Raw genomic sequence first — 26,642 nt, 5'->3', positions numbered from 1 at the left:
CAAAGAGAGAAAGAATATCGAAAGCGATCTCGGGAAATCCGCGACCTCCTTTATCGGGCGGTTCAGGACCATATGGCCCAAATGAGTGCTGATGCTAAAGAGCCTACCAAACAAGCCTATGAGCGCCTGTCGTCATTGCTGGATAGCCTAGGTGGCGACTTAAAGCTGCCCTTGGACGATCGGAGCAGACAGCCGGGCGGTTTGCACGAATAGCCTGAGAGCCAGCGCGATGCCTGACAAGATCGGCAAGGTTGCGTGAGAAACGTTGAGCTGTATGGTTCTCTTGAGGTACGGGCAGGTCGAAGGCCCACGGCTTAGGCATCGAGACGGGGAAACCGGCGGTCAAGGAACTTTCGCTGATCGGTCATGTTCGAGGATCTCCACAAACCCGGGAGATGTTCATGAACCGCCGTAAAATGCTGACTGCAATTGCCGCGACGGCCGCTTTGCCCGTCCTCCTTTCTTCCACCGCTACCTTCGCGCAGACGGAAGAGACCACAGGCGAAGCCGAAAAGAAGCACGCCGACGAGACGAAGAAGGTCAGTTCGCTGTCCCTTGCCACAAGCCGCGTCGCTGCCGAAAAGGCGTCAGATCCCATGGTGAAGGAATTCGCGAAGTGGGAGGTCGCCGAGCAGGAGACGATCGGCGATATCCTCAAATCCATGGAGATGGACGGCAAACCCGAAGGCGCTCTCAAGCCGCCCTCTGACAGTGAGGTACAGGCGATGCTCGACGCGGAGGGCAAGGCTTCCCTCCACAAGCTGAAAGCTACAAGCGGAGCCGCATTCGACAAGGTGTATATCTCCGCACAGCTCGACGGCCACAAGAAGTTGCTGGCGATCCAAGAGGATTACCTGAAAGTCGGTCAGAACCGGGAGCATCTTAACGTGACGAAGCTGGCCCGCGGGCAGATCAAGGAGCATATCGACCATCTTGACATGCTGAGGTCGAAACTGGGTTGATCTTGTTCGGTGACCACGGATGTACTGGCACCGCACGCTCGAGAGGCCGGTCTCATCGCCGGTCTCTCGTTCTTCCGGCAAGGGTGTCCTTGCTGCCAGTAACGCCATTTGCGGAGATCAGGTTTGAGCGATAGCGATGTAAGCTCGTTATGAAAAAACTGTATCCGAGCGGCTCGCAGGGGTGCGGGATGCAGTGTCGAACATGATCCCTCTCGCACATATGGGCAGGCCTGAAGAGGTGGCCGCGGCCGCCTTCTTCCCCGCAAGCGAAGAAAGCAGTTTCACGACGGGTGCAGAGCTCGCTGTCGGCGAAGGCATAGCCCAGGTCTGACGGCAGCCTTACAATGGGCGGCGGACGCACTTAAGCTATACCATGGTCGTAAACCCGACCAGATTCTCGAGAGATGAACTATGCACCGCTTTTGGACAGACAACGCCTGAGTTCAAGCTGATGGCGCTGCACGACCAATTTCCGGCTAATGGATGCGAACCTTCGACCTTAAGACATATCAGCTAAGCGCCTGAAAAAATGGGAATTTGCGCTGCGCGCTGAGCACCGCCCGCACTGTGGCAGTCCGGCGGGTCGCTACGATGAAAAGTATTACGCTTTATCTCTCGGTCGCGAGTTGACCTACAACAGTCAAGCGGAAACGCCATCTCGTTGACGGTAACATTGCGTCCCCGGGCGATGCGGGCGGTAATCTGTAATTGCATCGACACGCCAAAACTGTTCGGTCGCGTCTTTTCCCAAAGTCTAACCAGCCGCTATCGGATCATCAATATCTTGGCTCTGGAAATGGTCGATCAGAAAGCGGGCGGCCGGTCCTGGAGGTGTGTCCGTTCGGTAAACAGCCTGAAGGCGGTAAGGACCGCCCTTGCAGTCAGGAAGATCAAGGTGCACCAAGCGCCCTGTCTCTATATCATCTCTCACCATTGGTTCAGGCATGTTGCCCCAGCCAATGCCTTCCTTGAGCAGCATATGCTTGGCGCCAAGGTCCGCGAGGCGCCAGGTATGGTTCCCGACAACAGCAAACTCGTGGCCCTGAGTGAGAGGCGATCTGTCGGTCAGGACCAATTGGATATGTCCTCGCGCCGCGCCCGGAGGGTGAGATCCGCCAGCTAACGGATGATCCGGTGAAGCGACCGGTATGAGTTTGACGAAACCTACCCCGATGCGCTCCAGGCCCGCGATCTCGACATCGAGCGGGCCACTGATGCCGATCGCTGCTGTACGGTTGAGAACAATCTGCGTGACCGCACCCAAAGCTTCGACATAAAGACGAAGTGATACGCTCGGAAACTCTTTTCGAAAGGCTTTCAAGGCGTCCATGACTCGGGCGGCAGGTAGCATGACATCCAGCGCAAGGTGGACCTCCGGCTCTACGCCGCGAAGCATACTCTTCACCTTGGCTCGAAGATTATCGATGCCGTGGGCAACGCTCTTAGCTTCGGCGAGGACCGTCCGCCCCTCCAGTGTCAGCTGCGGCTTCTTCGTTGAGAGCCGGTCGAAGAGCGTGACACCCAATTGCGTTTCGAGATTGGCAATCGTGTAGCTGATCACAGACGTGGCGCGGTTGAGCTTCCTGGAAGCTGCCGCGAAGCTCCCCGTCTCTACAACGGTAATGAAGACTTTAAGCTGATCCAGCGTCGGCTGGCCTGGGTCTGACATTTCTAATTCCTCGAACGTTTTCGCCGAAATTATCTGAGTTTTCCGAAACGTCTAGGGGGCCTACCTTCATTGCATCGAATTCAACCGCCGGAGCTGACAATGTCCTATTTGTCTAACGCTGACATCGAGCAGGTTATCCTGCCCTCGACCCGTGATCTCGGAGGCTTCTCCGTTCGCCGGGCGCTGCCTGCGGCCATGCGCCAAATGGTCGGGCCATTCATATTCCTCGACAGTTTCGGACCCGTGCGGTTCGGTGCTGGTGAGGGAATTGATACCCGCCCTCACCCACATATCGGCCTTTCAACACTCACTTACCTTCTGGAAGGTGAGCTGCTGCATCGTGACAGCGAAAGCTACGTGCAGTCGATCAGCCCCGGGGAAGTCAATCTGATGGTCGCCGGTTCCGGCATTGTCCACTCGGAGAGGACGCCGGACCATATTCGCAAGGACGGGGGAAAACTCACGGGCCTGCAGAGCTGGATCGCTCTTCCCAAACAATCGGAAGAGACTGCACCACTCTTTCAGCACCTCGGCGCCCATGAACTGCCGACGATCAATGGTGAGGGCATCGATATGAAGCTTCTCGCCGGCACGCTGCACGGACGGCGCTCACCTGCCAGCACCTTCTCTGACCTCTTTTCTGCAGAAATCCAGCTTCAGGCTGGAGCACGCTACAGGATCGACGGTGAGCATATCGAGCGAGCGATCTTCGTCGTCAGCGGTACGATCGAGATCATCGGGCAGGACGGAACCTACGGCCCGGATCGTCTTATCGTGTTCAAGCCCGGCGCGGAGATCGTGGTGAAGGCGAACGAGCCAGCCCGGTTTCTCGCATTCGGAGGCGAGCCGCTTCCTGAAAAGCGGTTCATCCGCTGGAATTTCGTGGCCACGGATCAGGAGCGCATTCGCCATGCTGCCGACCAGTGGCGCGAACGACAATTCCCCGGCGTGCCGGGCGACGACGAGTTCATTCCCCTCCCCGACAACTTCAACTGAAACCCCATCTAATCAAGGAGAAATACAATGACTACCTATGCAATCATCGGTTCTGGTGCGATCGGCTCTGCACTTGCTGAACGCTTCCATGCTGCAGGCGTTGACGCCGTTATCGCCAACACACGCGGTCCGGGCTCGCTTCAGCCTGTCACCGACAAGTTCGGCAGCACGGTGAAGGCCGTCGAACTCGATCAGGCTCTTCAATCCGACGTTCTTATCCTGGCCGTGCCTTATGATGCGGTACCGGAAGTTGCTGGCAAAAAAGCGGTCTGGGATGGCCACACCATCGTGGACGCGACGAACGCTATCGACTTTCCTGCTTTCAAACCACGTGAACTTGGTGGCCGGCTGTCTTCGGAAATCGTCTCCGATCTCTTCCCTGGCGCTCAGCTCGTGAAAGCGTTCAACACCCTCCCGGCCGCTGTACTGGCTGCCGATCCGGTGAAAGCGAGCGGAAAGCGCGTTCTCTTTCTGTCGGGAAACTTTCCAGAGGCCAGTAAGAAGGTAGCAGATCTGATCGCTCGTTTGGGCTTTGCGCCGTCCGACCTTGGCAGTTTCAAAGCCTCCGGTTCACTTCAACATTTCGGGCAGGCACTGGTCGCGCTCAACCTACTGAGGGACTGAATCCGCTGCTGAGACGGGACAGCCGTTCAGGTTCGTAGGATCGTGCAATTCCCTTATGGCATCGTGATACCGCCTCTCTCAAAGCTTGTGGGATTACTCAACCATCAAACGACACGAGAGGAGAAAGAGATGGAATTCTTTGCCAATATAGTCCGGTCCTGCCGCATGAAAAGGATGAAGAAGGAGCTTGACCGCCTCCCCGACGAGCATCTGGCAGATCTCGGCGTTTCGCGCCTGGGCCTGCTCGTCGGGGATCCGCGATTGGGAACGGAAGTGCCGCGTCGGGCTAAGAGTTCCCCAGCTCGCAGAACAGCCGGTAATCGGCGCTCATCCTGGGAAATCAATTTAGGATGAAATAGATTGATAGCCGCGAACTTCGCGGCTATTTTTGTGTGACATTATCAAACGATTTTAGGAACATAGATGATCGAACGTCTCGCGCGCATTCTGGCCGACAACTGCCGAAACGACGGTGTCACTGAGACAGATGTTCCGCGGGTCCATATTTTACGTTCAGTCACGCCGACAGAGGCGGTTCCAATCTTGCACAAGCCGGCGGTTTGTTTCGTCGCGCAAGGCCGCAAGCAAACCACGCTGGCCGATCAGGCTTATCTATATGAGCCAATGAAATTTCTCATCGTCAGTGTCGATCTTCCTATCGCCGGTCAAATTCTTGAGGCTTCGCCTGAAATCCCGTACCTCTGCTTGCGGCTCGATCTTGAACCTGCCGCCATTGCAGACGTCATCACCGCGGCCGTGCCCGGTGGGCTTCGAAACGAGGAGCCACAGCGCGGGATCGCGGTCAGTGACGTGCCAGCGCAACTTCTTGACGCGGTCGTCAGGCTTGCAGAGCTGCTGGAAAGCGGACGTGAAAGCGACCGGGCCGTTCTGGCGCCGCTTGCAGAGCGCGAGATTCTTTACAGGCTGCTCCTTGGCGAGCAGGGCGACCGTCTCCGTCAGATCGCAATGGCCGAGAGTAAGCTTAGTCAGATCAACAAGGCCATCGCGATCATCAAGACCCAGTACGATCGGGCTTTGAAGATTGAGGAAGTTGCCGCTCAGGTCCATATGAGCGTTTCGTCGTTCCATCAGCATTTCAAAACGGTCACGGCGATGAGCCCCCTTCAATATCAGAAGCAGGTCCGACTGCAGGAGGCACGGCGACTGATGATCGCTCAGGCGCTGGATGCCGCATCCGCTGGTTTCTCGGTTGGATATGAAAGCCCCTCCCAGTTTTCGCGCGAATATGCCCGGATGTTTGGCCTTCCGCCGAAGAAGGATGTGGAGAAAATGAAGGCGATGCCCGCCACGAGTTGGCAATAGGTTTTCTAACTTCTGAGCCGTCTTTGGGTGGCTTTTCCATTTATGGAACCTGTAGAATAGTGCAAGCCACGCAGAGAAGCTTTCTACCGCCATCGTGCCGAGGTCGTGCATGGTTGTCTCATGGACAGCCATTTGGCTGCCTCTCAAAAACGATGAGGAGAGAACCATGACAAAACTTACGAACATTGCTTTCATGCGAGCAAAACAGGGAAGCGCCGATGTGCTCGGCGAGTGGCTCAATCGGCTGGCCGAGCCAAGCCGTAGCGAGCCAGGCTGCATCAATTATGATGTCCATCGTTCGCTCGACGAGCCTGACGTCTGGTGCGTCTACGAGAACTGGCGCAGCAAGCAGGATCTGGACGCACATTTCGAAACGCCTCACATGAGACAGTTCGTGGATGCCGTCCCCACCATGATCCACGGCGTGCTTGATCTCCATTATCTGGCAATGACCACGGAGCAAGCTTATGCGCCGAGATGAACGACGCGCAATGATAGCTGCGTCGATCCTCCTTGGTGCGATTCTGATCCTCGCAAGCCACGGTGTTGAGGCGTGAACATTAAAGGTAGAACAGGCGGCTTTCCGGCCCGCCTGCTCTTTCCTGTTATTCTACTGCTCTCACCGCTTCCATGATCACGTCCGCTACCCGCTTGGGCTGAGACATTTGGACCATATGGCTAGCCTTTATCTCAACCGCCTTTGTGTTGGAGCGGGAGTACATCCAGCGCAACAGGTCCGGGGACAGGGTGTGATCTTCAGTGGTTATGATGCCAAATGTCGGCTTGTCCTTCCATGGGGTGTTGTGGAAGCGAACACTGTAAGGCTCGAACGTCATAGGTTTTGACGAGGCGGACAGAAAATCGGTCGTCGCTTTCGGCAAATCTGCTCCGATGTCCTCATGATAATACTGCGGATCCGGAACGAAACTCTTATCGTCCAACATCTTGACGTGGAACTTCATCGGATATCTTGAGGCAAGATCGTTAATGGTCTCGCCTTGCTCAGGCTGGAATGCCGCAACGTATACCAAAGCGCCGACATTATTACTGTTGCCCGCTTCCGTAATTACCCCGCCTGCGTAACTGTGCCCAACCAGCACGGTTGGTCCGGTTTGCTGCTTAAGAATAAGGCGCGTTGCGTCCACATCGTCAGCGAGGCTGGTATGCGGAAGCTGGACGATACTCACTTTCAGACCGTCCTTGCTTAGCAGCTCGTACACGTCGTGCCACGTTGAGCCATCCATCGTGGCACCGTGAACCAGCACGACATTGCGGGCGTCGGCAAGCGCGGGCTGGCTCATCTGAGCAATTATGGTGGCCGCAGCTAAGATTTCCCTGATCATATGATACTCCTGTCCTTCGTTGATTTCAGCACTGAGACGAAGGTAGCGAAATAGCTTTGGTTGGATTAGAGCAGGTAATTCGAATAGCGTTATAGAGGCAGCTTATAAATGGATAGAACAGTCCTACGGGATCTGGCCGTGTTCGAAGTCGTAGCCCGCCGCCAGAGTTTTACCAAAGCGGCTGCAGACCTCGGCATATCTCAGGCCGCTTTAAGCTATGCGATTACGCAGCTTGAGCAGCGCCTCGGAGTGGCGCTTCTCGCGAGGACAACCCGGAATGTCTCGCCCACGGAGGCCGGCACAAGGCTTCTTGCGACCCTGCAACCGGCATTGCGCGGAATCGAGGCCGAACTCCAAGGTCTGCAGGATATGCGTTCTCACGTAGCCGGGACAATCCGGCTGACGACCGTGCAGGTCGCCTATGACATGCTCATACGCCCGAAGCTATCCGGGTTTTTCGCCAGGTATCCGCACGTCAGCATGGAGGTCTCCGTCAACGACGGCCTGACTGATGTCATCTCGGCAAGTTTTGACGGCGGTATTCGCTTTGGTTCGCTGGTCGAAAAAGACATGGTAGCGGTTGGTTTGTCTTCAACGTCACCAGCCGCTATTGTTGGGAGCCCGGGATATCTGGCGAGCTTCAAGAGCCTGCCGTCAACGCCAGCTGACTTGCAATCCCACCGATGCGTAAACTACCGGTTTGCGACCTCTGGCAGAATCTTCCGATGGCCCCTTGAAAAGAACGATACCCGATTTGAGTTTCGAGGAGACGGGCCGCTTGTGCTGGACAGCGGGGAAGCGATCCGTGCAGCGGCTCTGGACGGCCTCGGTCTCGCCTTTTTGTTTGAGTCTCAGGTCGCTGGTGACCTTGCGGCAGGGACCTTGGTAAAAGTGCTGCCAGATTGGGTTCGCCCCCTGCCCGGGTTTAGCCTGTTCTACCCAAGCCGCCAGCAGGTCTCGCCGGCCTTCAGAGCGTGGATCGACTACATGAAGGACAGCAAGTCCGATCACTCTTCTCCGGCGGGTCTGGAGGTGTGACGCCAATGCTCGGCATCTGTAACGGGCGTCGAATGGAACGCGGCGCTGTAGTCCTGTAGAAAGGTAGATGCGTCGGCGTAACCCGTGCTCTTTGCGAGCTCGCATGGATCCTGAATACCCAACATCAGCAGTCGCCGAGACTCCTGGAGACGTAGGGTGCGCACATAGCCAAGAACGCTCATGCCTGTCACACGTTTGAAGTCGCGGTTGAGGGTCACGGTCCGAACGCCGACCCAACTGTCGAGGTCTCTCGGCGTATCGCTTCTGCGGAAATGTCGGCGCAGGTAGCTTACAGCCCGTGTAATGTGCTGAAACCGGCGTGCGGGCAGCGAAAGTTGGCTGAGGACAGGGCTCGAGCATTCCGACAGCAGATGATAGCTGAGTTCCTTTTCCAACAGGGGCCAGAGCACCCTAGCGTCTTGCGGTTCTGCGAGAAGCTGCAGTGTTCGGACAAGAGCGTCTTCCAGAGAAATCGAGGGCGTAACGATACCCATGCCAGGGTTAAGACCGGAAGCATCAGATCGGCTTGCGTTATTGCGGTGAAGTCCAGTGAAGGTTTCCTGCCTCAACTCAATGCGCAAACACAGAAATGGCTCCAGAGTGGAAGCCTCCAACACTTGCCCACGCACAGGCAGACCGATGGAAACTGCGAGTGCCGCCCCCTGTTGGTAGGTTAAATCCAAGGACCCGGCGGACACCTTCTTACGGCCCTGAGCAACGAAACAAAAACTCGGCTCATAGATGGTGTGTATAGGGGCCGTCGGATGTGAGGCGCGCAGCAGGAAAACACCGGGCAGGATGGTCGAAAAGACGCCATCCGTCCCGGTATTCTGTTCGATCAGCGCTGCGATCTTCTGATTGTTCGTCATCAGTTCAAACCTCAGGAGAGACCGGCAGGAGCCGCCGGTCTCTTCGTGACCATCCTTATTCAACGATATCCGTCGACGCGGAGAGGTCCTGCCAACGAGCGATTTCCTGATCGACCTTGCCGATCTTCTCCCTTGCCATGGCGACAGCGTCCGACCCCGTGAGCAGGCGCACCGGCGGCTCGTTCTGGTTGGCAAGCGTCACGATCGCGCTGGCCAGTTTCGTGGGATCGCCAGCTTGTTTGTGGCTGTAGCTGTCGTAGGTGGCGCGGATATTGGCGGAGACTTCGGCATAGTCATCGATCGTCTTGTCACCGTAACGAACCGATGAACTGTCGAGAAAGTCCGTACGGACGAAGCCAGGCGCCACGATCGAGACATTGATGCCGAAGTCGGCAACCTCAAGCGCGAGCGATTCAGAGAACCCTTCGACGGCATATTTCGTGGCGCAGTAGACTGTAGAACCCGCAAACCCGACGGACCCGCCAATCGATGATACGTTGAGGATGTGGCCGCTGCGCTGTTTGCGCATGACCGGCAGCACCGCGCGGGTCACGTTGAAGAGTCCGAACACGTTGGTGTTGAACTGGTTGACGATTGCGGCGGAGCCTATTTCCTCGAATAGTCCGAGTTGGCCGAAACCGGCATTGTTTAGGAGTACATCGATGCGGCCGAAATAAGCGATTGCTGCACTGACGGCCGTTGCCGCCTGCTCTTCATTCGATACATCGAGTTGAAGCGCCAGAACATTATCACCGCAACCGTCGTAGGTCTTCGCCAATTGCTCGACATTTCGGCCAGTGATGACAACCTTATCTCCGGCCGCCAAAGCGGCAAGTGCTACTTCCTTGCCGATACCGCGGGCTGCACCAGTGATAAACCAAACCTTCGACATTTTGCATTCCTCTCGCTTGCGCCGATTGCGCTTTGGACACGAGAGAAAACTAGCGACTGACCGAATGCGACCGGTAGATTAAGTCTCCACAAAGGTTGCCTGTTTCTCCAGAATGATTTGAAATGTAGAGACACCACCTACCGAAATGCCCGCCATCTGGCCTGACTCGCCTTGCAGATTGTAGGCGGATCACGCTGCCTTAGCGCGACGACATGGTGCTCGCTGGCGGTTCTTAGGGTGGAACATGGGTATTTCCAATGGCTTCCCGAAACCGTCATGAAAGCAGGCTGCCGACCAGGCATGTTCGCAGCCGACTTCTACGGTTCCGTCGGTATCGGAGTTAGTTCTTCGTCTCACGGTGGATACCGTGGTCCGTGAAAGCAACGAGATTGCCACTAAGTTATCAGCTCAAACAGGCCGGGCTGCGACGTCAATCGTACCCCTACTCCATATACCTCTTTGGCTTTCTCAGGTGATAGCCATCCACGGTTTACGGATTCTAAAACCCTCACCCGATCGCGATCAAGCGGACTACCGTAGCCGCCCCCGCCGCAAGCTCTGAAGGCGATCTTTGCCCCGTTTTCGATCACCACTTCCGCGAAGGCAGGTAGGTCGGCGGTATGGCCCGCGGAAGTAATCTTCCAACTTGAGCTTGCTCCCCCATTTCGACCACCTAGCACGCCCTTAGGGGGAAACGTCGTTCCATCCGCGGCATAGACGATCGTCATGTCGTGCTCCAGTGGATAAAAGACGCCACCAACTGCAGGAGCGCCTTCGAATTGGCCGTATCCTTGGCTGTCTGCAACAACACCTCGGCTCTCGATAATGATTGGATACATCGACTCGTCCACCTCGACCGAGTCTAACTGGATCAGACCCGCGTTGGCAGGGCCGCAATAGGTGAGCCAGCCATCGTACTCGCTGCGCGCTCCACCGCCGGCGTAGCCGACGAATATCTGGTTCACGTAAGACCGGCCGCCTTTGAAGGGGTCGCGACCCGAGATGACACCGATGCCTGCCGGAAGATGGGACCCGCCTTCCGCTTGGCCATACGGTGCACCCATCTCGGAGAATACACAGTTTCCCGCCATCATAAGGCGGTCATTGACGTTGGTGGTTGCAACCGATGTACCTACCTGCGGCGCAGGCTTGCCAACCACGCTCCCTTCCCTCAGGAGCACCTTGATCTGTGACTTTGCTCCTTCATTGTGAGGAACAGACTCATCAAGATTGTTGAAAACTCCGATACGGCAGGACCCTGTTGCTGTGTTCTCCGACAGATTGAGGCCGCCAGGCACGTTGTCGATATTATCGCGGGCGTCCACGACGATTTCTCCGGCTTGGGGATCGACCGTCACCGTGATCCTGACTGGAATTCCATCTTCCGCCACTCCAGGTACTGGATCGTGCCGGGTTTCATAAGTGTAGCTGCCGCCCGGAAGTTTTGCGATCGCAGCCTTCGCGCAGCGAGCACCATAATCAAACCAGTCTTCAACAAAGTCCGTCACGACGTCCCTGCCATACTTACCAACCAGTTCCGCAATCCGCTTTTCACCCGTGCGGCAAGCGCCGATCTGCGCACGGACATCGCCCAGCCAAAGTTCCGGCACTCTATTTCTCATGCTGCCGATCCGAAGGATATCGGCCTTCTCGACGTAATTCTCTGCCACACGCACACACGGAAAATGAATGCCCTCTTCGAATATGCTCTTGGCGAAAGGCAGATATGTAGAGGGCACAGGCGCTCCGGTGTCCGCGTGATGCGAGAGAGCGATCATCCAGAAGAGCGGCTCGCCGCCATAGAAGACAGGCATTGCCACTATAAGGTCGGCGTGATGGGTGCCGCCCGTGAAAGGGCAGTTATTGAAGAAGATGTCGCCCGGCTTGATGTCGTCAAAGAATCGGGTGATCGGTCGTGTCGCCATATCCATGGACATCACATGGATCGGCAGCGCGTCCTCGACGGAAACCAGGCGATGGTCGTAGGTGAGAATGGCGCAGCTGAAATCGCGGGCATTTTTGATCACGGCCGAGCGGCTGGCGCGCATCACCACGAGTGTCATCTCGCGCACGATCGCTTCGAAACGGCTCTTGAGAACCGACATTATGAATGGGTCCACCCGACGGTTCATGTGCTCGGCTTCGAACTTCGCGACAGTATTCATGTGGTTCTCCTGCGGTCATTCGACCGTTACGACGACATTCCCGTAGTCGTCGATCGTTGCGCGATGGCTCCTCTTGAGGAAGGCGGTGAATGTGTCCGCGTCGATGACGCAGGGGCCATCAACCGCGGCCCCGCAACCGAGAGACGAGAGCTTGAATACCGGAATCTCTTCGCGGCAACCGAGCGAATGACTGTAAACGGCTCGGGAACCTGCGGCCGTGACGGTTTCGATCTGACGAGGCACTTTGTGATTAAGCCAGATATCCTGGCCGTCGCGCTTGCCGATGGACCTGAGTTTCCATCCGGTGAACTCGACCACGTCACCATCCGACCTAATCGAATAGATGCGCTCGTGCATCCGATGGAAATCCTCCACAAGACGTTGAAGCTGGCTTGGCGTTACCGCGCCGTCTTTTGGAGCAAATGGCACCTCGATTTCGAATGACTGGTACTCGTATCTTCCAAGGAAGGCGAATTCGAAGCGCTGGTTCTCCGGCGACACCCCTGCTTCGGCAAGGAATTGACGGCCTGCTTTGAGGAGCCCTCCGAGAGCGTCAGCGACACCTTCAGCGTCAAACGTCGCGCTGGAAGTAAGTAGGACGGCGGTATCCTCTCTCCGGATATCAGATATGAGTCCGCCAAACGCGCTCAATCCCGCCATGAATCTTGGTATCATATATCTTTTGAGGCCGAGGATATCGGCCATGTCTGCAATGTGTATCGCCGTTGCGCCGCCACCGCAGACGAAGAAGCTATCACGTGGGTTGATTCCCTCACGCACCGTGATCTCTTCGATCGCGGCGACCATGTTGTGATTGCTTGTGGTATAGATCGCGAATGCCGCTTCCTCGATCGACAGACCTAGAGGCGCGGCGATTTCCGCCAGTGCTTGCTCCGCCAGCTCCTTGCTTAGTTTCATCCTTCCGCCGAGGAAGTAGTCGGGATCGATGATACCGAGGACGACGTTCGCATCCGTCACCGTGGGTTTCATGCCTCCGTGCTGATAGCAGGCAGGGCCCGGTCGAGCGCCTGCGCTATGAGGGCCGACATGAAGCATCCCTCCATCATCAACCGAAGCGATAGAACCACCTCCAGCGCCGACGGACCTTACGTCCACTTTAGGAATGCCCAGAGAGTCGTCGTGGATCATGGAATCTGGCGTGACGATGATCTGGTGGCTTCGCAGAGCTGAAACGTCAAACGTCGTACCGCCCATGTCGCCGACGATTATGTCGGGCTCGGATGATAAAGCCAGCGCCGCCATCGGTGCGAGTGTCGGCCCGGACATGACGCTATAGATAGGCTTCCGGATCATCTCTGGCACCGGCATCATCCCGCCCACGCAGTTCGCCAGAAGCAACTCCCCCGCGAACTGCGCCTCGTCTAGTGCCATCTTGAGCCGCTCGATATAGGTGCGAACGATGGGATTGATCGAGGCGTCGATGGCCGCCGCGATCACGCGTTTGTATTCCCGCGGCATCGGATTGATCTCATGGCTCAGGGTTACAGGAACTCCCGGCAGTTCACGCTCAAGGATTTCCCGGATCTTCAGCTCGTGCTGGCTGTTGACCACGGACCAAAGGAGCCCCACGGCGACCGCCTCGACGGCGGATGCCTTGAAATCGGAAGCGGCGCGCAAAACGTCGTCTTCGAGCAGGCTTGTGAGGACGCGACCCCGGGCATCGATCCTCTCGGTAACTGTCCTTGTCAAATGCCGCGGTACGTAAGGCTCAGGATAATTCAGTTTCCACTGGAAGGCTCCTTTTCGCGGGCCTTCGCGCAGCACGAGGATGTCCTGGTGTCCGGCTGTCAGGATCAACCCTACCTTCACCGTCTTCTTCTCGACCAGAGCGTTGGTCGAAACGGTGGACCCGTGGACGATAAGGTCGATATCTTTAAGGAAGGCGTCAGGCGCGAGGCCATAACCTTCGGCGGCCACGTTCAGGACATTGATAAACCCTTTCTCGAACTCGCCTGGCGTGGTGGGCGACTTGAAAATCGAGATCTCGCCATTGTTATCTGACACAAGGCAATCGGTGAAGGTCCCGCCAATATCGATACAAACCTGATATCCCATAGCTTCCTCTATTAATGTCTGCTGCGGCCACGGCTGGTGACTAGGGCAATGATGATGATAGCGCCGAGGCAGATTTGCTGGAGATAGCCGTCCACCTGGGTAAGGTTCATTCCGTTCGACAGCACGGTGACAAACAGCGCGCCAAGGACTGCGGCGGTAACGCCGCCCTCGCCGCCGGAAAGCTTCACGCCTCCGACTACGGCGGCCGCGATGGATTCCAGGGTGAGGTTGCCTCCCAGGTTCGGTTCGCCCGAGCCAGTTCGCGCTGTCAGCATCAAAGCGCCCAGCCCGGTGAGCGTTCCGCACAGGCAGTAGGCCGCCGCAACGATGGGACCGCTCCTGATTCCGGCGACCATGGCGGCTTTGGGGTTGGCCCCAATTATATAGAGGCTGCGTCCGAACGAGGTCCAATTCATCAATACGGACAATGCCGCGAAAACCACAGCCGTGACGACCACGGGAACGGGTAGCCCTAGTAACGAGCTTTGAGCAAACAACTGACTGAACTGTAGAGTGAAACCGCTGACCGGAAAGCCTCCGCTTACTGTTGAGGCGAGGGATAAAACTATGTTAGCGACCCCGAGTGTCGTCACGAGCGGGTTTATTCCGATTCCTGCAATCAGCACACCGTTTGCCATGCCTATAACCGCAGTCACAACAAGGCCGGTCAATATGCCGGCGGTTATGGCTAAGGTGGGCTCACCTGCCGCGACCATTACCATCGCAGAGAGGACACTGACGAGCGACACTGCGGAGCCGAGCGATAGATCGAATCCTCGAGTTACGATCACGACCGTTTGCGCCATTGCGAATATGGCTAGGTAGCTTGTTTGTGTGACTATATTGAAAATGTTCGCTTGCGAGAACACGCGGGGCTCGACGATCGAGAAGCCGACGAACACAGCTATTACTGCCACCGGCAGCGCCCATGTCCGGACCTTGGCCATGTCGAAGGGACGGTTTTCAGGGAGAGCCAATTCTGTCATCACTTCTTCCTCATGAGGGATCGTTCGATCCACAGCGCGGCGATCAGGATCACGCCCAGCATCAGCGTTTGGAAACGACTGTCGATCTTGAGGAGATTCATGGCGTTGTTTGTGACTGCGAGAAAGAGCGCCGCGACCGCCACCAGTTCGGCCCGCCCGACACCGCCGCGCAGGGACACACCTCCTATAACCGCGGCGGCGATCGTCTCGAGAGCAAGCGTGGCACCGATCGTGCCCTGCCCCGAGCCAAGGCGCGCCGTCATAAGGTATCCGGTTATCGCCGCCAGGGTGCTGGAAATCATATAGGCAGCGATTGTGGTGCGTATCGTGCCGACTCCGGAAAGCCGTGCCGAGCGAAAATCGCTACCCACCGCGTAAAGATGCCGACCGAAGGCTGTCTGACGCTGCATAACGACAAGGCAGACCGTTACGGCGAGTGTGATTACGACAACGACGGGTATTCCTCCGATTTGGCCCCGTCCAACGCCGTCGGAGAACTGCTGCAGGACACCATAAATCGGTATGCCCTGGGTGTAGTAGAGCGTCGTCCCTGTAATCATGGAAGCCGTGGCAAGTGTCACCATAAAAGGTGACAGCTTCCACACCGCGATAAGGACGCCGTTCACCAAGCCCACCAGACCACCAGCGAGAAGGCATGCTGCCAAAGCGGTCAATGATACCGCTACCGGCATGTCTGAAGCGAATGACGACAGGTACAGCATTACGGTGGCGGTCAGAACCGAGGAAATTGCGACCATCGCACCCACCGAAAGATCGAATCCCCCGGTGGTCATCACGACCATCTGGGCGAGTGCCGGAAGCAGGAGAAACGAGAAGTTTCTAAGAAGGTTGAGGATATTGAGGCGGTTGATGAACCTCGGCTCCAACAAGTATGTCCCTACTGCCGCGACAACGAGGAACGTCATGACAATTCCTCCCTGGGCGATGAACCTGTCGCGCTTGCTCCTACCGCGCCCATTCGGCATTCCCGAAACAGCTATGCTTGTCACTGGAGTTTCCTTTCCTCTGCCGAGTTCCCAAAATAGTGGGAAAGCACGGTAGCCTCGGTCATTCCTTCTCCGCGAAGCTCCGCAACGACCGAGCTCTGGTGCATCACGTAAATCCTGGAAGACAGGTTGATGAGTTCAGGGAGTTCGGACGTCGATAGGATCACGCACGCCCCTCGTTCGACCAGCCTCTTGATAAGTTGATACACATCGGATTTGGCTCCGACGTCGATGCCGACTGTCGGCTCATCGAATACGTAGACCTCGTATTCTTTGATCAGCCCGCGAGCGAGCATTGCCTTTTGCTGGTTGCCGCCGGAAAACGTCGACACCGGGCTTTCCGGCAAAAGTGGCCTAAGCTTCAATTCCTGCAAAGGTCGTCTAACGACGCGTCGCTCGCGCAGGATGTCTAGAAAAGGGCCTGCCTTCAAGGAGGTGAGGTCAAGGGAGCTCATTGTCACGTTCTCCCGAACTGGCCGCGAGAGTGCCAGCCCCTCCGCTCCCCTGTCTGGTGGAAAATAGCAAAGGCCTAGGTCGAGGATTGAAGAGGGATGCTGCTGGCCTATCTCCTTCCCAAGAACTTCGATCGAGCCTCCTGTTATAGAAGTGAGACCGAACATAGCGCGGCAGAGCTCGCTTCGCCCACAGCCCACCAGCCCAGCTAGACCGACCACCTCGCCCGCTCTAGCGGTGAAGGAGGCGTGTCTGACCGTGCCATCAGCGGTAGATAAGTCACTTACCTGAACGGCGACTGATCCGGGAGCGTAATTGATCACCGGGAACAACTGCTCCATAGGGCGGCCTACCATCATCTCGATCAGTTCTTGGTCCGACACGTCCGCTGTATTGACTGTGCCGATCCTGCGACCGCCGCGTAGAACGGTAACCCGATCAGACAGGTTGCGGATTTCGGACATGCGGTGCGAGACGTAGATGATTCCGACGCCGCCCATCTTGAGCTGGGCGATGGCGTCAAACAACTTTCCCGCTTCACCGTCAGTAAGAGATGCCGTCGGTTCGTCCAATATCAGGACACGGGGACTGGTCCTTAGGGCCTTTGCTATCTCCACCATCTGCTTCTGAGCGCGCGTAAGGCTTAAGACCTGTTGGTCGAGATCGATATCGAAGGAGAGTCGCTGTAACAACTGCTCTGCTTCGCCTCTCATGCCTCGGCGATCCAGTAGGAATCCCCGGCGCTTCTCACGTCCCAGGAACAGGCTCTCGAGCACTGTCAGATCAGGGGGCAGGCTGAATTCCTGAAACACGGCCGCCACGCCGAGCTCGTTCGCCATGCTCGGAGACATCGAAGCATGGCTCTTTCCCTGCAGCTCAATCGAGCCTGTTGTCGGGGGGAATGTGCCGACCAAGAGGTTGATGAGCGTCGACTTTCCCGCTCCATTTTCACCGAGCAGCGCGTGGACTTCGCCGCTCCGCAGTTCGAAATCGACGGCTTCAAGCGCAACAGCGCCCCCGAACCGCTTTCCGAGATTCTGACCTAACAACATCTGCTTCTCCAAAGTTTAGAACCGTAGGCGGCTAGTCCGCCCACGGGAGCTTCACTTCACGGAGAATTCGGGTTTTGTACCCTCAGGGGCGAATATCTGGGTGGTATCGAAGGTCGCAATATTGTCCTTTGTTACGATACCGGGCGCCACGAGTAGGACTTTCTCATAAGGCTTCTTCTCCAAGGCTCGAACAGCCAGGTCGACGCTGATCCTTCCCATCATGACAGGAAACTCGGAGGCGAAGCCAACGACTTTCCCATCCGCGACCGCTCTGAGCATCGTCTGGTTTTCATAAGAAGCCATGATTGTCACGTCTTCCCTTCCGGTATCTGCGACCGCTCCGACAGCTGCTTCGGCCGTGGGCGCTCCCCCCCAGATCACATTGATATCGGGGTAGGTCTGGAGGGCGTCCTCCACCAGCCTTAGCTGTGCCGGCACGCTGGCCTCACCATATTGCTCGGCCAGAAGCTGGATGTTGCCAGTTTTCAAAGCGTCGCGGAAACCGGCCATATAGCTCTCCGCCCATCCGCTGCCTTGCGGCCCGGGGAAGCCGACGGCAGCCCCTTTTTTCTCACCGAGGTACTTCTTGAGGAATTCCCCCGTCTGCAGGCCTTTCTGGTAGGTATCAGGGGTGATACGGGCGGTAATCGGAGTTTCAAGGATCGGGTTTGCAACTGCAATGTTTACGACCCCCTTTTTCATTCCCTCATTGATCTTCGAGGCGAGCCCCGCTTCAGAAATGGGGGCGATGAGGATCGCGTCGGCACCTGCAGCGAGGCAGTCGTCATACTGGGCAATCTGCTTCGGGAGGGCCGTGTAACCACCAGCCTGGAATGCACTCACTTTTACGCCGAGGCGCTTCGCCTCCTCGATAAGTCCATAGTTCACGGACACCCAGTAGCTGTCTTGCATATGAGGATAGAGGACGCAGAGGTTCCAAGCCTTTTCCGCTTTCAGGAGCGGCGTATACTCAATTTGCTCGACCTTCTTGAGGTCGCCGTCTTTTGCAGCTGCTATCTTGAACGGCCACCAGTCCTTTGCGTGCACAGGCTGGGTGGAAAGCAAGAGTCCAATGACTGCTGCTACTGAAGAAAGGCGCGACAGTGTCTGCATAACAAGCTCCCGGTTCCGATATAGTTCCCTTGCGCCTTTGGCGTCTGGAAATGGAGCTTATATCTTATAAGTTATTTATCAAGACGTTTTTTCGCTCTTTGTTTTTCTCAAATCATAGCGGCTGCACAGACAGGTTTTTAGTTTCGCCTCTCCAAACTCAGAGCAGGTTAGACGGGTAAACCCGCAAACCTCGTCCGTTCGCTACGCATGGATTTCCGCGACAATGTACATGCGGGTTCGAGAGAGCTAAGCTGCTTTCCGATCCCCCAGAGCGGCTTTAACCGTGGGAACAACTTCCTCGCCGAAAAACCTAATACTCGTCATCAGGTCCTTGTGTGGCAGAGTTCCCGCGCTGTATTTGAGCTGGAAACGCTGGATGCCTAGAGTGGAGATAACAGGAGCGAGCTTTGCCGCGACTGTTTCGGGGGAACCGACATACAGCGAACCGTTATCGATTTCAGAGACGAACTCATCCATGGTCACGGGTCCCCAACCCCGCTCCTTCCCGATCCTGTCGCGCATGACCCGGTAATGCGGCCAGAACTCGTCTCGAGCCCTTGCATCTGTCGCCGCTACATATCCTGGAGAATGGATGCCTACAGGCTGCGGTTCTTTGGTGAGCTTCTGTGTCGCCTCCCGATAGAGATCGACGTAAGGCTTGAAGCGGTAAGGGCTCCCGCCAATGATTGCCAACATCAAGGGTAGCGCGTACTGCGCCGCCCGAATGACCGAGTTCGGACTACCGCCAACACCGATCCAGGTCTTGAGCTTCCCGTTCTGGACGGGAGGAAATACACTCTGATCCTTTAGTGGAGGCCGCGTATCGCCTGACCACGTCACCGGCTTCTGTTCAAGCAGCTTTGAAAACAGGTCTAGCTTTTCCTGGAATAGTGTCTCGTATTCATCCAGCGAAAACCCGAACAGGGGGAATGACTCGGTAAAAGAGCCCCGTCCCAAAATCGCTTCGGCGCGTCCGTTGGAAACGGCATCCAGTGTCGAAAAGCGTTGAAAGACTCTGATCGGATCGTCCGAACTCAAGACCGTAACTGCGGAGCCAAGCTTGATCCGGGATGTCACTCCCGCAATCGCTGCCAGAACGGTTTCAGGCGAAGACACCGCGAAGTCTTCTCTATGGTGTTCGCCAACGCCGAAGAAGTCGATGCCGAGTTCATCCGCGAGCTTCGCTTCCTCTATAACATTTCGAATTACGGTCGCGTGTGGCTCCGGTCGGCCCGTGCTGTCGTAGGTAACATCGCCAAAGGTATCGAGCCCGAATTCTACTGCTGGAGTTAGCATGGTGCATTCCTTCGCTGCCTCCCATCTGTGGAGGCTGGTCGTTTGATTGAGGCAACATAGGCGTTCCCCGCCTGCTCTGGAATTTGGATAATTTCGATTATGTTGTTCGATTTCATCGAATGATCGCGTTGCCTCTGCAAATTAGGCGCCGAAAAGGGGACGTCTGTTTTGCGCGTTGAGCAATATATACGACTGCTACCTTGTCCCCGCCGCCGTTGGTTCCTCAATCAAACGCGACGGCCGCTAACGAGGCGAACAAATGCCATCAAGAAAGCGAGCGGCTACATGCTGCAAACTCTTCAGGTCGTAGCCGCCCTCCTGCACCAGTAGGACGGGCAGCGAGACATCTCCAAACAGCCTACCTACCTTTTCAAATGTTTCTTCGGTCACGGCCAGCCCCTTCGCTGGATCGCTCGCGAGTGCATCAAAACCAAGCGACACGACCACAGCCGCGGGGTTGTGTTCAAGCGCCGCGGTCAAGATGTCCTCGACGCCGACAAGGTACTCCTTGTCACCCGCGTCTTTGTCTAAGGGGTGGTTCAGGTTGGCACCTTCGGCAGACATTCCACCCACCTCTTCACGAAAACCCGTGAAGTGGGGGTAATAGCCTGCCGGGCTGCGGTGGATAGAGGCAAAAAAGATACTCGCATCGTTCCAGAATATGTCCTGCGTGCCGTTCCCATGGTGGACATCCAGATCGACGATGGCAACGCGCATTCCCTCCGCAGCCAGTCGCCGAGCGGCAATTGCGGCGTTGTTCAAATAGGTTGCACCTCCGCCATAGTCTGGCCCGGCGTGGTGACCTGATGGACGGCAAAGAGCGTAGACCTGACGTTCTCCTTTTACAACGAGATCAGCTGCAGTAACAGCTGTTTGAGCTGCCCAGTAAGCAGCTTCCCAGGTCCCCTCGCCCACGGGTGTTATTTGATCACGCAGATGAAAACCCGCCTTGGCAATGAGCGGCCAGTTAACCCGATAGGCCTCACGTCGCGTCTCAAAGGCTGCGGGCATAACGGAACCAGGCAAGCCATCTCTTTGCCATTCGCTGTGAGCGCATGCCAGAAAAGACAGGTATTCAATCGAGTGGACAGTGGAAAGCGCTTCAAGGCCATGGTCTGATGCGCTTACAACTTCAAGGCCCGCTAGCCTGACAGCTCGCAGCAGAGCATCCAGTCGTTCGGGGACGTCGCGGCTTGGACGAGGCACGCCGTTCTCGACCACGTCACCGGGAAGGTGTGATCTGTGGAGGTCGGAATACACGACCTTCATCTTAGGCGCCCAATCCTATCCCGGCGACGCAAACGTATTTGATCTCCAGGTATTCGTTGATCCCGTACTTCGATCCTTCTCTCCCGAGACCGGACTGCTTCACCCCTCCGAACGGAGCTGCCTCGCTTCCGATGAGCCCGGTGTTGACACCGACCATGCCTGCCTCAAGTGCTTCAGCCACCCTCCATATGCGCGCATAATTCCGGGTGAAGAAATAGGATGCCAGCCCGTATTCCGTGTTGTTGGCCATGGCGATGACCTCGTTCTCGGTGCGAAACGCGATCAGTGGAGCCAGCGGAGCAAATGTCTCTTCCTTCGCCACCTTCATCTCCTGGGTGACGCCCGTCATGACGGTTGGCTCGAAAAAATTTCCACCCAGTTCGCTCCTGCGCCCGCCAGCGATGACGGTCGCGCCTCTGGAGACCGCATCCTCGATGTGCTCCTCGATCTTGGCGACAGCCTTCTGGTCAATGAGCGGGCCCTGGGCCGTTTCAGGATCGCTACCATTACCAAGCTTAAGCTGAGCTACCCGCTTCGACAACGCTCTGGAGAATTCAGGGAGGATGCCTTCCTGGACCTATAGCCTGTTAGCGCAGACACATGTCTGGCCAGCATTCCGGAATTTCGAAGCGATCGCGCCTTCCACGGCGACATCTACATCAGCATCATCAAAGACGATGAAAGGCGCATTTCCACCGAGCTCGAGCGACAGACGCTTGATCTGCGCAGCTCCCCGCTCCATCAGCCAGCGCCCCACTTCAGTCGACCCGGTAAAACTGATCTTCGCGATCCTGGGATTGGTGCAAAATTCTTCCCCAATGGCTTTCGCTGGCCCGGTCACAACTGAAAACAGCCCATCCGGAATCCCGGCCCGCTGTGCGAGAAAGGCGAGCGCCAGAGCCGACAAGGGTGTTTGCGACGCTGGCTTAAGAACCATACTGCAACCCGCTGCAAACGCTGGCCCGGCCTTTCGGGTGATCATGCCGTTGGGAAAATTCCACGGTGTGATGGCGGCGCACGTGCCCACGGGCTGCTTGAGAACCATCAGGCGCTGGTCCGAAACCGGAGTGGCAATGATATCGCCATCAATTCGTTTGGCCTCCTCCGCGAACCACTCGATGTAGTGGGCGTTGGCGAGGATTTCGCCCTTTGCCTCGCTCAACGGTTTACCCTGCTCGCGCGTTAGTATGAGTGCGAGGTCGTCGCTGTTAGTCACGATCAGATCGTACCACCGTTTGAGCACTACAGCGCGGTCTCGAGCAGGACGTGCAGCCCAAGCCTTCTGCGTTTCGTCTGCGATGTCGATCGCATGCCGCACTGCGTCCATCCCAAGGCTGGGAAGGTCTGCGATAGCGCTTCCATCAAAGGGATCGGTCACGGTAATACGATCAGCCGACGTTGCGTCGACCCAGTTCCCTGCAACGAAGGCTCGATCACGCATCAGTTCAGGGTTGCGAAGTTCGAGGTCTCGGAAGATAGCCATAATAGTCTGTCCTGAAGTTCAAGCCGGGATCAGTACCGCATCGCCGCTGTCCCATCCGAGGGACAACGCCTGAGACGGCTTGATGTCGATGTTGGTGCCTGCATTGGGGACCTTTGCAATGAGCGTGGAAGCCTCGCTGACCCTGACGTGCACACGCTTGTGGTCGCCAAGATAAATTACCTCCTCGACGGTTCCGCCAAAGGTGTTCAGGCACGCCTCAGTGGTATCAAGCCGAACCCGTTCGGGCCGCACCGATATCATGACCCGCTGGCGTTCTGAGAAGTCCTTTTGGCTTCGAACGATCATTCTGTGACCGGTCTCTGTCTGGACGGCATATTCATCGCCGTTCCGCCCGGAAATCTCCCCCGAAAGGCGGTTGTTCTCCCCGATAAAGCCTGCAACGAAGGGAGTGGCAGGACGCTCGTAAAGTTCAGCTGGCGGAGCCAGTTGTTCGATCTTCCCGGCGTTGAACACCGCTACACGGTCGGACATCGTCAAGGCCTCCGACTGGTCGTGGGTGACATAGACCACAGTGATCCCGAGACGCTCGTGCAGGTGTTTTATTTCCAGCTGGAGATGCTCGCGCAAGTTCTTGTCCAGAGCGCCGAGCGGCTCATCCATAAGGACGACGTCTGGCTCGAAAACGATCGCCCGAGCGAGTGCAATCCGCTGCTGCTGCCCGCCCGAAAGCTGCGCAGGCTTTCGCTCTGCAAAAGCTCCCATCTGCACAACATCCAGAACCTTGCGGACACGATCATTACGTTCGGCTTTGGCCATCTTGCGGACGCGCAAGGGATAGTCCAGGTTTTCCGCCACGGTCATGTGGGGGAAGAGGGCATAATTCTGGAACACCATCCCGATGTTTCGGCGATGCGGTGGCACGGATTCCAATGAGCGACCAGCGATGCGGATGTGGCCGCCGCTAGGAGCCTCGAACCCCGCAAGCATCATCAGACTTGTCGTCTTGCCCGAGCCCGATGGTCCCAGCATTGTCAGAAATTCGCCTTGGGAGATGGAAAGGTTGAGGGTGTCCACGACGAGGTTTCGCCCGTCGTAGCTTTTATCGACATTGATGAATTCCACGTACTTTGAATATGACATAGCGGTTCCCCTTTTTTTGATGCGCTTATGCCGTTGCATGGACCAGAGGCCGTCTGCCCGACCACGGGCGAGCTTCCTCAAGCTGAGCGGCAAGTTGAAACAGTGTTTCCTCGTCGTTGAAGCGACCCGTAAATTGTGTGCCGACCGGGAGCCCAGCCGGTGTCCAGTACATAGGCACGCTCATAGACGGCAGACCGGCCATATTGGCGAATGTGGTGAACGATAGGAACTGGAGGAACCGCTCCATGACTTCCTCACCGCCGTGAATATCCGCATCGAAGTGCCCAAGCAAAGGCGGCGGGGAGCCGAGTGTCGGTGTCAGCCAGAGATCGAAGTCGCCGAGGAAGTTCGCGATGGTCCGGCCGACACCATGAAACCAGTTGAGGTCTATCAAATAATCGGCCGCCGTGACCTTCGAGCCAACGCTGTACAGGTATTGGTTGAAGGACTCGACACCGGACGCTAGGCTTTCGGGCCTGACATTCCTGCTTCTGGCCAGAGCCGTGATAGCCCTGGTGGCGGTCATTGCCCAGAACCGCTTGTAGTAAGTGCGGTAGGTATCGCCATTCAGCTGCGGGTTGGCTTCGACCACCTCATGTCCCAGGCTTTCGCAAAGACGTGCGGTTTCGATCGTCGCCTTTGCGCACTCCGGATCTACGTATGTGTCGAGCAGCGAGGTGGTGGTAACAGCGATCCTGAGCCGGCGCGGCTTTGATCGCAACACGTCGATATAGCTGAACTCCGGGATGGGAGCTGTATAGGGGTCTCCAGCCAAAGTCCCTCGGGTCGCATCCAGGAGAGCGGCGCTGTCACGGACGCTCACCGAAAGAACATGTTCATTCACGATCCCACCTGTACTGTCCCCCAGATCTGGGCCGAGTGTGATCCTTCCACGCGACGGCTTTAGACCAAATAAGCCACAGCATGACGCCGGAATTCGAATCGAACCCGCCCCGTCACCGCCATGGGCTGCGGGTATGATGCCAGCAGCCACGGCGGCCCCAGCGCCGCCGCTCGATCCGCCGCTCGACCGTGAAATGTCCCATGGATTGCGGGTTGCTCCGAAGAGTTTCGGCTCTGTGGTCCCGAGGGTACCGAACTCGCAGAGATTGGTTTTGCCGAACGTACTGAGTCCGGCTTTGCGGTACCTGCGCATCAGTTCGCTGTCGTGGTCCGGCACGAAATCCCGTGTGATCTCCGAAGCACCCGTGGTTGGCACGCCTGCCATGTGGCAATAGAGGTCTTTGACAAGGAAGGGAGCGCCTGCAAAAACGCTGCTCTTATCTGCGCCCCGCGCTTCCCTGCGAGCCTCCTCATGCAGAGGCCGGATGATGGCGTTCAGTTGGGGGTTTGTCTTTTCCGACCGCCTTATGGCCCCTTCCAGAAGCTCTTCGGCAGTCACCTGCCCTGCCTTGACGAGCGCCGCCTGGGCGCAGAGATCGAGTTTTGCAAGTTCATCCATCGTACATGCTCAATTCTTGAATTCAGAAACAGCGTCTTCGAGCGCCGCGGAAATACCGCCCACAAGCTCGTCGATCTGTGATGTTGTCATGATGAATGGCGGGCAGACGGAAATCACATCGCCCATATTACGGATCATGACGCCGTGCGCGCGGCAACGACGCTCGACAAATGCCCCAACTTTGAGGGCTGGCTCAAACGCGGTCCTCGTCGACTTGTCGGCTACGAGCTCGATCCCGGCGAGAAAGCCTGCGCCGCGAATTTCACCTACAAAGGGGCTGCCAGCGATCGAGGTCTCAAGCTTCTCAAAAAGATGACGGCCTAGTTCCCGGGAACGCGCGGGGATATCCATTTCACGGTATGTGCGGAGCACCTCGGCGGCCACAGCCGCCGTTACGGGGTGGCCGGAATACGTGAACCCGTGTCCGAAAACGCCGACGCGATCGGCCTCGTCGGCAATTGCCTGGTAAACATGATCTCCGATCACTGCTGCGGCGATAGGGACATAGCCCGAGGACAGGCCCTTCGCGATGGACATCATGTCGGGTACGAAACCGAAGCTCTCGCACCCGAACCAGTTGCCACTGCGTCCGAAGCCGCAGACCACCTCGTCCGAGAGAAGGAGAATGTCATGGCGCTTCAGGACTTCGCTGACGCGGGGGAAATACCCGGTCGGAGGCGTAACGACCCCGCCGGCACCCATGACCGGTTCGGCGATCATTGCGGCTATGCTTTCGGGTCCTTCTGAGGTAATCAGGCTCTCCAGGTCGGCAATCAGGCGATCGCAGTAAGCTTCCTCCGATTCGCCCGGCATACCGTGTTTGTAGAAGTGTGGCTTCTCCGCGTAGATAACGTTCAGACTTGGCAGATTGAAGCTCTCGTGCATGTGCGGCAGGCCGCCGAGTGCTGCTCCCATCACAGTACTGCCGTGGAAGGCGCCTTTTCTGCTGATGATCTTACGTTTGGATGGTTTTCCCCGGGCGATGTTATAATACCAGGCCAGCTTGACCATCGTGTCATTGGCTTCCGAGCCTGAGTTGACCAGAAATACCCTGCTCCCTGGAATTGGCGAAAGCTCGGCGATCTGCTCAACCACGTCAGCGCAAGGATCATTCGAGCGATGATTGAACGTATGGTAGGTCGCCAGCGTCTTCATCTGTCTGGCCGCCACTTCTGCCAAACGCTCGTTCTCGAAGCCGAGCGATGCACACCAAAGCCCACCCATACCTTCCAGATATCGGTTGCCGAGCTCGTCGACGACATAGCAGCCCTCCCCTTTGGTGATCATCAACGGGCCGTCAACCTCCTGACGACGGGGATTGGTCTGCGAGTGAAAATGGTACGCCATATCGCGTGACCGGAGCGAATTAAGCACGATAGCCTCCAAAGCGTTCTTGTGTTTTATAACTTATAAGTTATCAGAAGAAGTTGGCAACTGCTGTTGTTGGATTCGGAATAAAATTC

General features: G+C 56.8%; 22 protein-coding genes and 2 pseudogenes. 7 read left to right on the top strand and 17 right to left on the bottom strand.

Translation table 11 applies throughout. The features are described 5' to 3' along the window. The first annotated feature begins 401 nt into the window (after positions 1-401). Both JZX87_RS19795 and JZX87_RS19790 read left to right on the top strand, forming a co-directional pair. Positions 402-962, top strand: a complete 561-nt coding sequence (locus JZX87_RS19795; protein WP_206827477.1) for a DUF4142 domain-containing protein — start codon at positions 402-404, stop codon at positions 960-962. Between the two features lie 181 nt (positions 963-1,143). Continuing rightward, positions 1,144-1,293, top strand: a complete 150-nt coding sequence (locus tag JZX87_RS19790; RefSeq protein ID WP_353654219.1) for an SDR family oxidoreductase — start codon at positions 1,144-1,146, stop codon at positions 1,291-1,293. A 423-nt stretch (positions 1,294-1,716) separates the two neighbouring features. Here the strand turns inward: JZX87_RS19790 and JZX87_RS19785 are convergent, their stop codons facing one another. Further along, complete coding sequence (locus tag JZX87_RS19785; protein WP_183828899.1) at positions 1,717-2,631, bottom strand: LysR family transcriptional regulator; 915 nt, start codon at positions 2,629-2,631, stop codon at positions 1,717-1,719. Between the two features lie 99 nt (positions 2,632-2,730). Here JZX87_RS19785 and JZX87_RS19780 point away from each other — a divergent pair, with 99 nt between their 5' ends. The 4 genes from JZX87_RS19780 to JZX87_RS19765 all read left to right on the top strand — a co-directional run bounded on the left by JZX87_RS19780 (position 2,731) and on the right by JZX87_RS19765 (position 6,055). Continuing rightward, complete coding sequence (locus JZX87_RS19780) at positions 2,731-3,627, top strand: pirin family protein (protein ID WP_206827475.1); 897 nt, start codon at positions 2,731-2,733, stop codon at positions 3,625-3,627. Positions 3,628-3,654: 27 nt separating this feature from the next. Further along, positions 3,655-4,251, top strand: a complete 597-nt coding sequence (locus tag JZX87_RS19775) for an NADPH-dependent F420 reductase (protein ID WP_206827473.1) — start codon at positions 3,655-3,657, stop codon at positions 4,249-4,251. A 423-nt stretch (positions 4,252-4,674) separates the two neighbouring features. Beyond that, the gene (locus JZX87_RS19770; RefSeq protein WP_206827471.1) at positions 4,675-5,574 is read left to right on the top strand and encodes an AraC family transcriptional regulator; all 900 of its coding nucleotides are present in this window, start codon (positions 4,675-4,677) and stop codon (positions 5,572-5,574) included. A 166-nt stretch (positions 5,575-5,740) separates the two neighbouring features. Next, positions 5,741-6,055, top strand: a complete 315-nt coding sequence (locus JZX87_RS19765; protein ID WP_206827469.1) for a putative quinol monooxygenase — start codon at positions 5,741-5,743, stop codon at positions 6,053-6,055. Between the two features lie 124 nt (positions 6,056-6,179). Here the strand turns inward: JZX87_RS19765 and JZX87_RS19760 are convergent, their stop codons facing one another. Beyond that, complete coding sequence (locus JZX87_RS19760) at positions 6,180-6,917, bottom strand: alpha/beta hydrolase (RefSeq protein WP_206827467.1); 738 nt, start codon at positions 6,915-6,917, stop codon at positions 6,180-6,182. Positions 6,918-7,025: 108 nt separating this feature from the next. Between JZX87_RS19760 and JZX87_RS19755 the strand changes: the two genes are divergently transcribed. Further along, positions 7,026-7,955: a LysR family transcriptional regulator gene (locus JZX87_RS19755; RefSeq protein WP_206827465.1), complete on the top strand. Its 930-nt coding sequence runs from the start codon at positions 7,026-7,028 to the stop codon at positions 7,953-7,955. Here the strand turns inward: JZX87_RS19755 and JZX87_RS19750 are convergent. The 15 genes and pseudogenes from JZX87_RS19750 to JZX87_RS19685 all read right to left on the bottom strand — a co-directional run bounded on the left by JZX87_RS19750 (position 7,925) and on the right by JZX87_RS19685 (position 26,553). After that, complete coding sequence (locus JZX87_RS19750) at positions 7,925-8,824, bottom strand: AraC family transcriptional regulator (protein WP_206827463.1); 900 nt, start codon at positions 8,822-8,824, stop codon at positions 7,925-7,927. The genes JZX87_RS19755 and JZX87_RS19750 overlap by 31 nt on opposite strands. A gap of 55 nt (positions 8,825-8,879) precedes the next feature. After that, entirely contained in the window at positions 8,880-9,716 is an 837-nt protein-coding gene (locus tag JZX87_RS19745) for an oxidoreductase (protein WP_112651795.1), read from the bottom strand. Between the two features lie 395 nt (positions 9,717-10,111). Continuing rightward, the gene (locus tag JZX87_RS19740; protein WP_206827461.1) at positions 10,112-11,881 is read right to left on the bottom strand and encodes a hydantoinase B/oxoprolinase family protein; all 1,770 of its coding nucleotides are present in this window, start codon (positions 11,879-11,881) and stop codon (positions 10,112-10,114) included. A 15-nt stretch (positions 11,882-11,896) separates the two neighbouring features. After that, on the bottom strand, positions 11,897-13,360 hold the full coding sequence (locus JZX87_RS19735; RefSeq protein WP_286194954.1) for a hydantoinase/oxoprolinase family protein: 1,464 nt from the start codon (positions 13,358-13,360) through the stop codon (positions 11,897-11,899). A gap of 102 nt (positions 13,361-13,462) precedes the next feature. Continuing rightward, a pseudogene (locus tag JZX87_RS31390) lies at positions 13,463-13,957 on the bottom strand (hydantoinase/oxoprolinase N-terminal domain-containing protein); the annotation flags it as partial. A gap of 11 nt (positions 13,958-13,968) precedes the next feature. Beyond that, a complete protein-coding gene (locus JZX87_RS19730) occupies positions 13,969-14,943 on the bottom strand; it encodes an ABC transporter permease (RefSeq protein WP_206827457.1) in 975 nt (324 codons plus the stop codon). After that, a complete protein-coding gene (locus tag JZX87_RS19725) occupies positions 14,943-15,869 on the bottom strand; it encodes an ABC transporter permease (protein WP_286194944.1) in 927 nt (308 codons plus the stop codon). The genes JZX87_RS19730 and JZX87_RS19725 overlap by 1 nt, the downstream gene beginning before the upstream one ends. An 80-nt stretch (positions 15,870-15,949) precedes the next feature. Then, the gene (locus JZX87_RS19720; protein ID WP_206827454.1) at positions 15,950-17,455 is read right to left on the bottom strand and encodes a sugar ABC transporter ATP-binding protein; all 1,506 of its coding nucleotides are present in this window, start codon (positions 17,453-17,455) and stop codon (positions 15,950-15,952) included. A 51-nt stretch (positions 17,456-17,506) separates the two neighbouring features. Continuing rightward, positions 17,507-18,568 carry a TMAO reductase system periplasmic protein TorT gene (torT, locus tag JZX87_RS19715; protein ID WP_206827452.1) on the bottom strand — a complete coding sequence of 354 codons (1,062 nt, stop codon included), beginning with the start codon at positions 18,566-18,568 and terminating at the stop codon, positions 17,507-17,509. 246 nt (positions 18,569-18,814) lie between these two features. Then, a complete protein-coding gene (locus JZX87_RS19710) occupies positions 18,815-19,864 on the bottom strand; it encodes an LLM class flavin-dependent oxidoreductase (protein ID WP_206827450.1) in 1,050 nt (349 codons plus the stop codon). A 243-nt stretch (positions 19,865-20,107) separates the two neighbouring features. Further along, on the bottom strand, positions 20,108-21,133 hold the full coding sequence (locus JZX87_RS19705) for a histone deacetylase family protein (RefSeq protein ID WP_206827448.1): 1,026 nt from the start codon (positions 21,131-21,133) through the stop codon (positions 20,108-20,110). Between the two features lies 1 nt (position 21,134). Then, positions 21,135-22,616, bottom strand: a pseudogene (locus JZX87_RS19700) (NAD-dependent succinate-semialdehyde dehydrogenase). Between the two features lie 18 nt (positions 22,617-22,634). Beyond that, a complete protein-coding gene (locus JZX87_RS19695; protein WP_206827506.1) occupies positions 22,635-23,717 on the bottom strand; it encodes an ABC transporter ATP-binding protein in 1,083 nt (360 codons plus the stop codon). Between the two features lie 25 nt (positions 23,718-23,742). Beyond that, positions 23,743-25,179 (bottom strand): amidase, encoded by a 1,437-nt coding sequence (locus tag JZX87_RS19690; RefSeq protein ID WP_206827447.1) that lies wholly within the window; start codon positions 25,177-25,179, stop codon positions 23,743-23,745. Between the two features lie 9 nt (positions 25,180-25,188). Then, entirely contained in the window at positions 25,189-26,553 is a 1,365-nt protein-coding gene (locus JZX87_RS19685) for an aminotransferase (RefSeq protein WP_206827446.1), read from the bottom strand. Between the last annotated feature and the right edge of the window lie 89 nt (positions 26,554-26,642).

Origin of the sequence: Agrobacterium sp. Ap1 (assembly GCF_017313375.1) — a bacterium.
GTDB classification, from domain to species: Bacteria; Pseudomonadota; Alphaproteobacteria; order Rhizobiales; family Rhizobiaceae; genus Neorhizobium; species Neorhizobium cellulosilyticum.
Note: the sequence above shows the minus strand (reverse complement) of the source record. Positions and strands in the feature narration are given on the sequence as shown.

Excerpts from the sequence above, each read along its gene's own strand:
- JZX87_RS19710 (WP_206827450.1), bottom strand. The coding sequence starts at position 19,864 with ATGCTAACTCCAGCAGTAGAATTCGGGCTCGATACCTTTGGCGATGTT.
- JZX87_RS19720 (WP_206827454.1), bottom strand. The coding sequence starts at position 17,455 with ATGTTGTTAGGTCAGAATCTCGGAAAGCGGTTCGGGGGCGCTGTTGCG.
- torT (WP_206827452.1), bottom strand. The coding sequence starts at position 18,568 with ATGCAGACACTGTCGCGCCTTTCTTCAGTAGCAGCAGTCATTGGACTC.
- JZX87_RS19740 (WP_206827461.1), bottom strand. The coding sequence starts at position 11,881 with ATGAATACTGTCGCGAAGTTCGAAGCCGAGCACATGAACCGTCGGGTG.
- JZX87_RS19780 (WP_206827475.1), top strand. The coding sequence starts at position 2,731 with ATGTCCTATTTGTCTAACGCTGACATCGAGCAGGTTATCCTGCCCTCG.
- JZX87_RS19795 (WP_206827477.1), top strand. The coding sequence starts at position 402 with ATGAACCGCCGTAAAATGCTGACTGCAATTGCCGCGACGGCCGCTTTG.
- JZX87_RS19770 (WP_206827471.1), top strand. The coding sequence starts at position 4,675 with ATGATCGAACGTCTCGCGCGCATTCTGGCCGACAACTGCCGAAACGAC.
- JZX87_RS19750 (WP_206827463.1), bottom strand. The coding sequence starts at position 8,824 with ATGACGAACAATCAGAAGATCGCAGCGCTGATCGAACAGAATACCGGG.
- JZX87_RS19735 (WP_286194954.1), bottom strand. The coding sequence starts at position 13,360 with ATGCCGCGGGAATACAAACGCGTGATCGCGGCGGCCATCGACGCCTCG.
- JZX87_RS19760 (WP_206827467.1), bottom strand. The coding sequence starts at position 6,917 with ATGATCAGGGAAATCTTAGCTGCGGCCACCATAATTGCTCAGATGAGC.
- JZX87_RS19755 (WP_206827465.1), top strand. The coding sequence starts at position 7,026 with ATGGATAGAACAGTCCTACGGGATCTGGCCGTGTTCGAAGTCGTAGCC.
- JZX87_RS19705 (WP_206827448.1), bottom strand. The coding sequence starts at position 21,133 with ATGAAGGTCGTGTATTCCGACCTCCACAGATCACACCTTCCCGGTGAC.
- JZX87_RS19785 (WP_183828899.1), bottom strand. The coding sequence starts at position 2,631 with ATGTCAGACCCAGGCCAGCCGACGCTGGATCAGCTTAAAGTCTTCATT.
- JZX87_RS19775 (WP_206827473.1), top strand. The coding sequence starts at position 3,655 with ATGACTACCTATGCAATCATCGGTTCTGGTGCGATCGGCTCTGCACTT.
- JZX87_RS19765 (WP_206827469.1), top strand. The coding sequence starts at position 5,741 with ATGACAAAACTTACGAACATTGCTTTCATGCGAGCAAAACAGGGAAGC.
- JZX87_RS19695 (WP_206827506.1), bottom strand. The coding sequence starts at position 23,717 with ATGTCATATTCAAAGTACGTGGAATTCATCAATGTCGATAAAAGCTAC.
- JZX87_RS19725 (WP_286194944.1), bottom strand. The coding sequence starts at position 15,869 with ATGACGTTCCTCGTTGTCGCGGCAGTAGGGACATACTTGTTGGAGCCG.
- JZX87_RS19745 (WP_112651795.1), bottom strand. The coding sequence starts at position 9,716 with ATGTCGAAGGTTTGGTTTATCACTGGTGCAGCCCGCGGTATCGGCAAG.
- JZX87_RS19730 (WP_206827457.1), bottom strand. The coding sequence starts at position 14,943 with ATGACAGAATTGGCTCTCCCTGAAAACCGTCCCTTCGACATGGCCAAG.
- JZX87_RS19690 (WP_206827447.1), bottom strand. The coding sequence starts at position 25,179 with ATGGATGAACTTGCAAAACTCGATCTCTGCGCCCAGGCGGCGCTCGTC.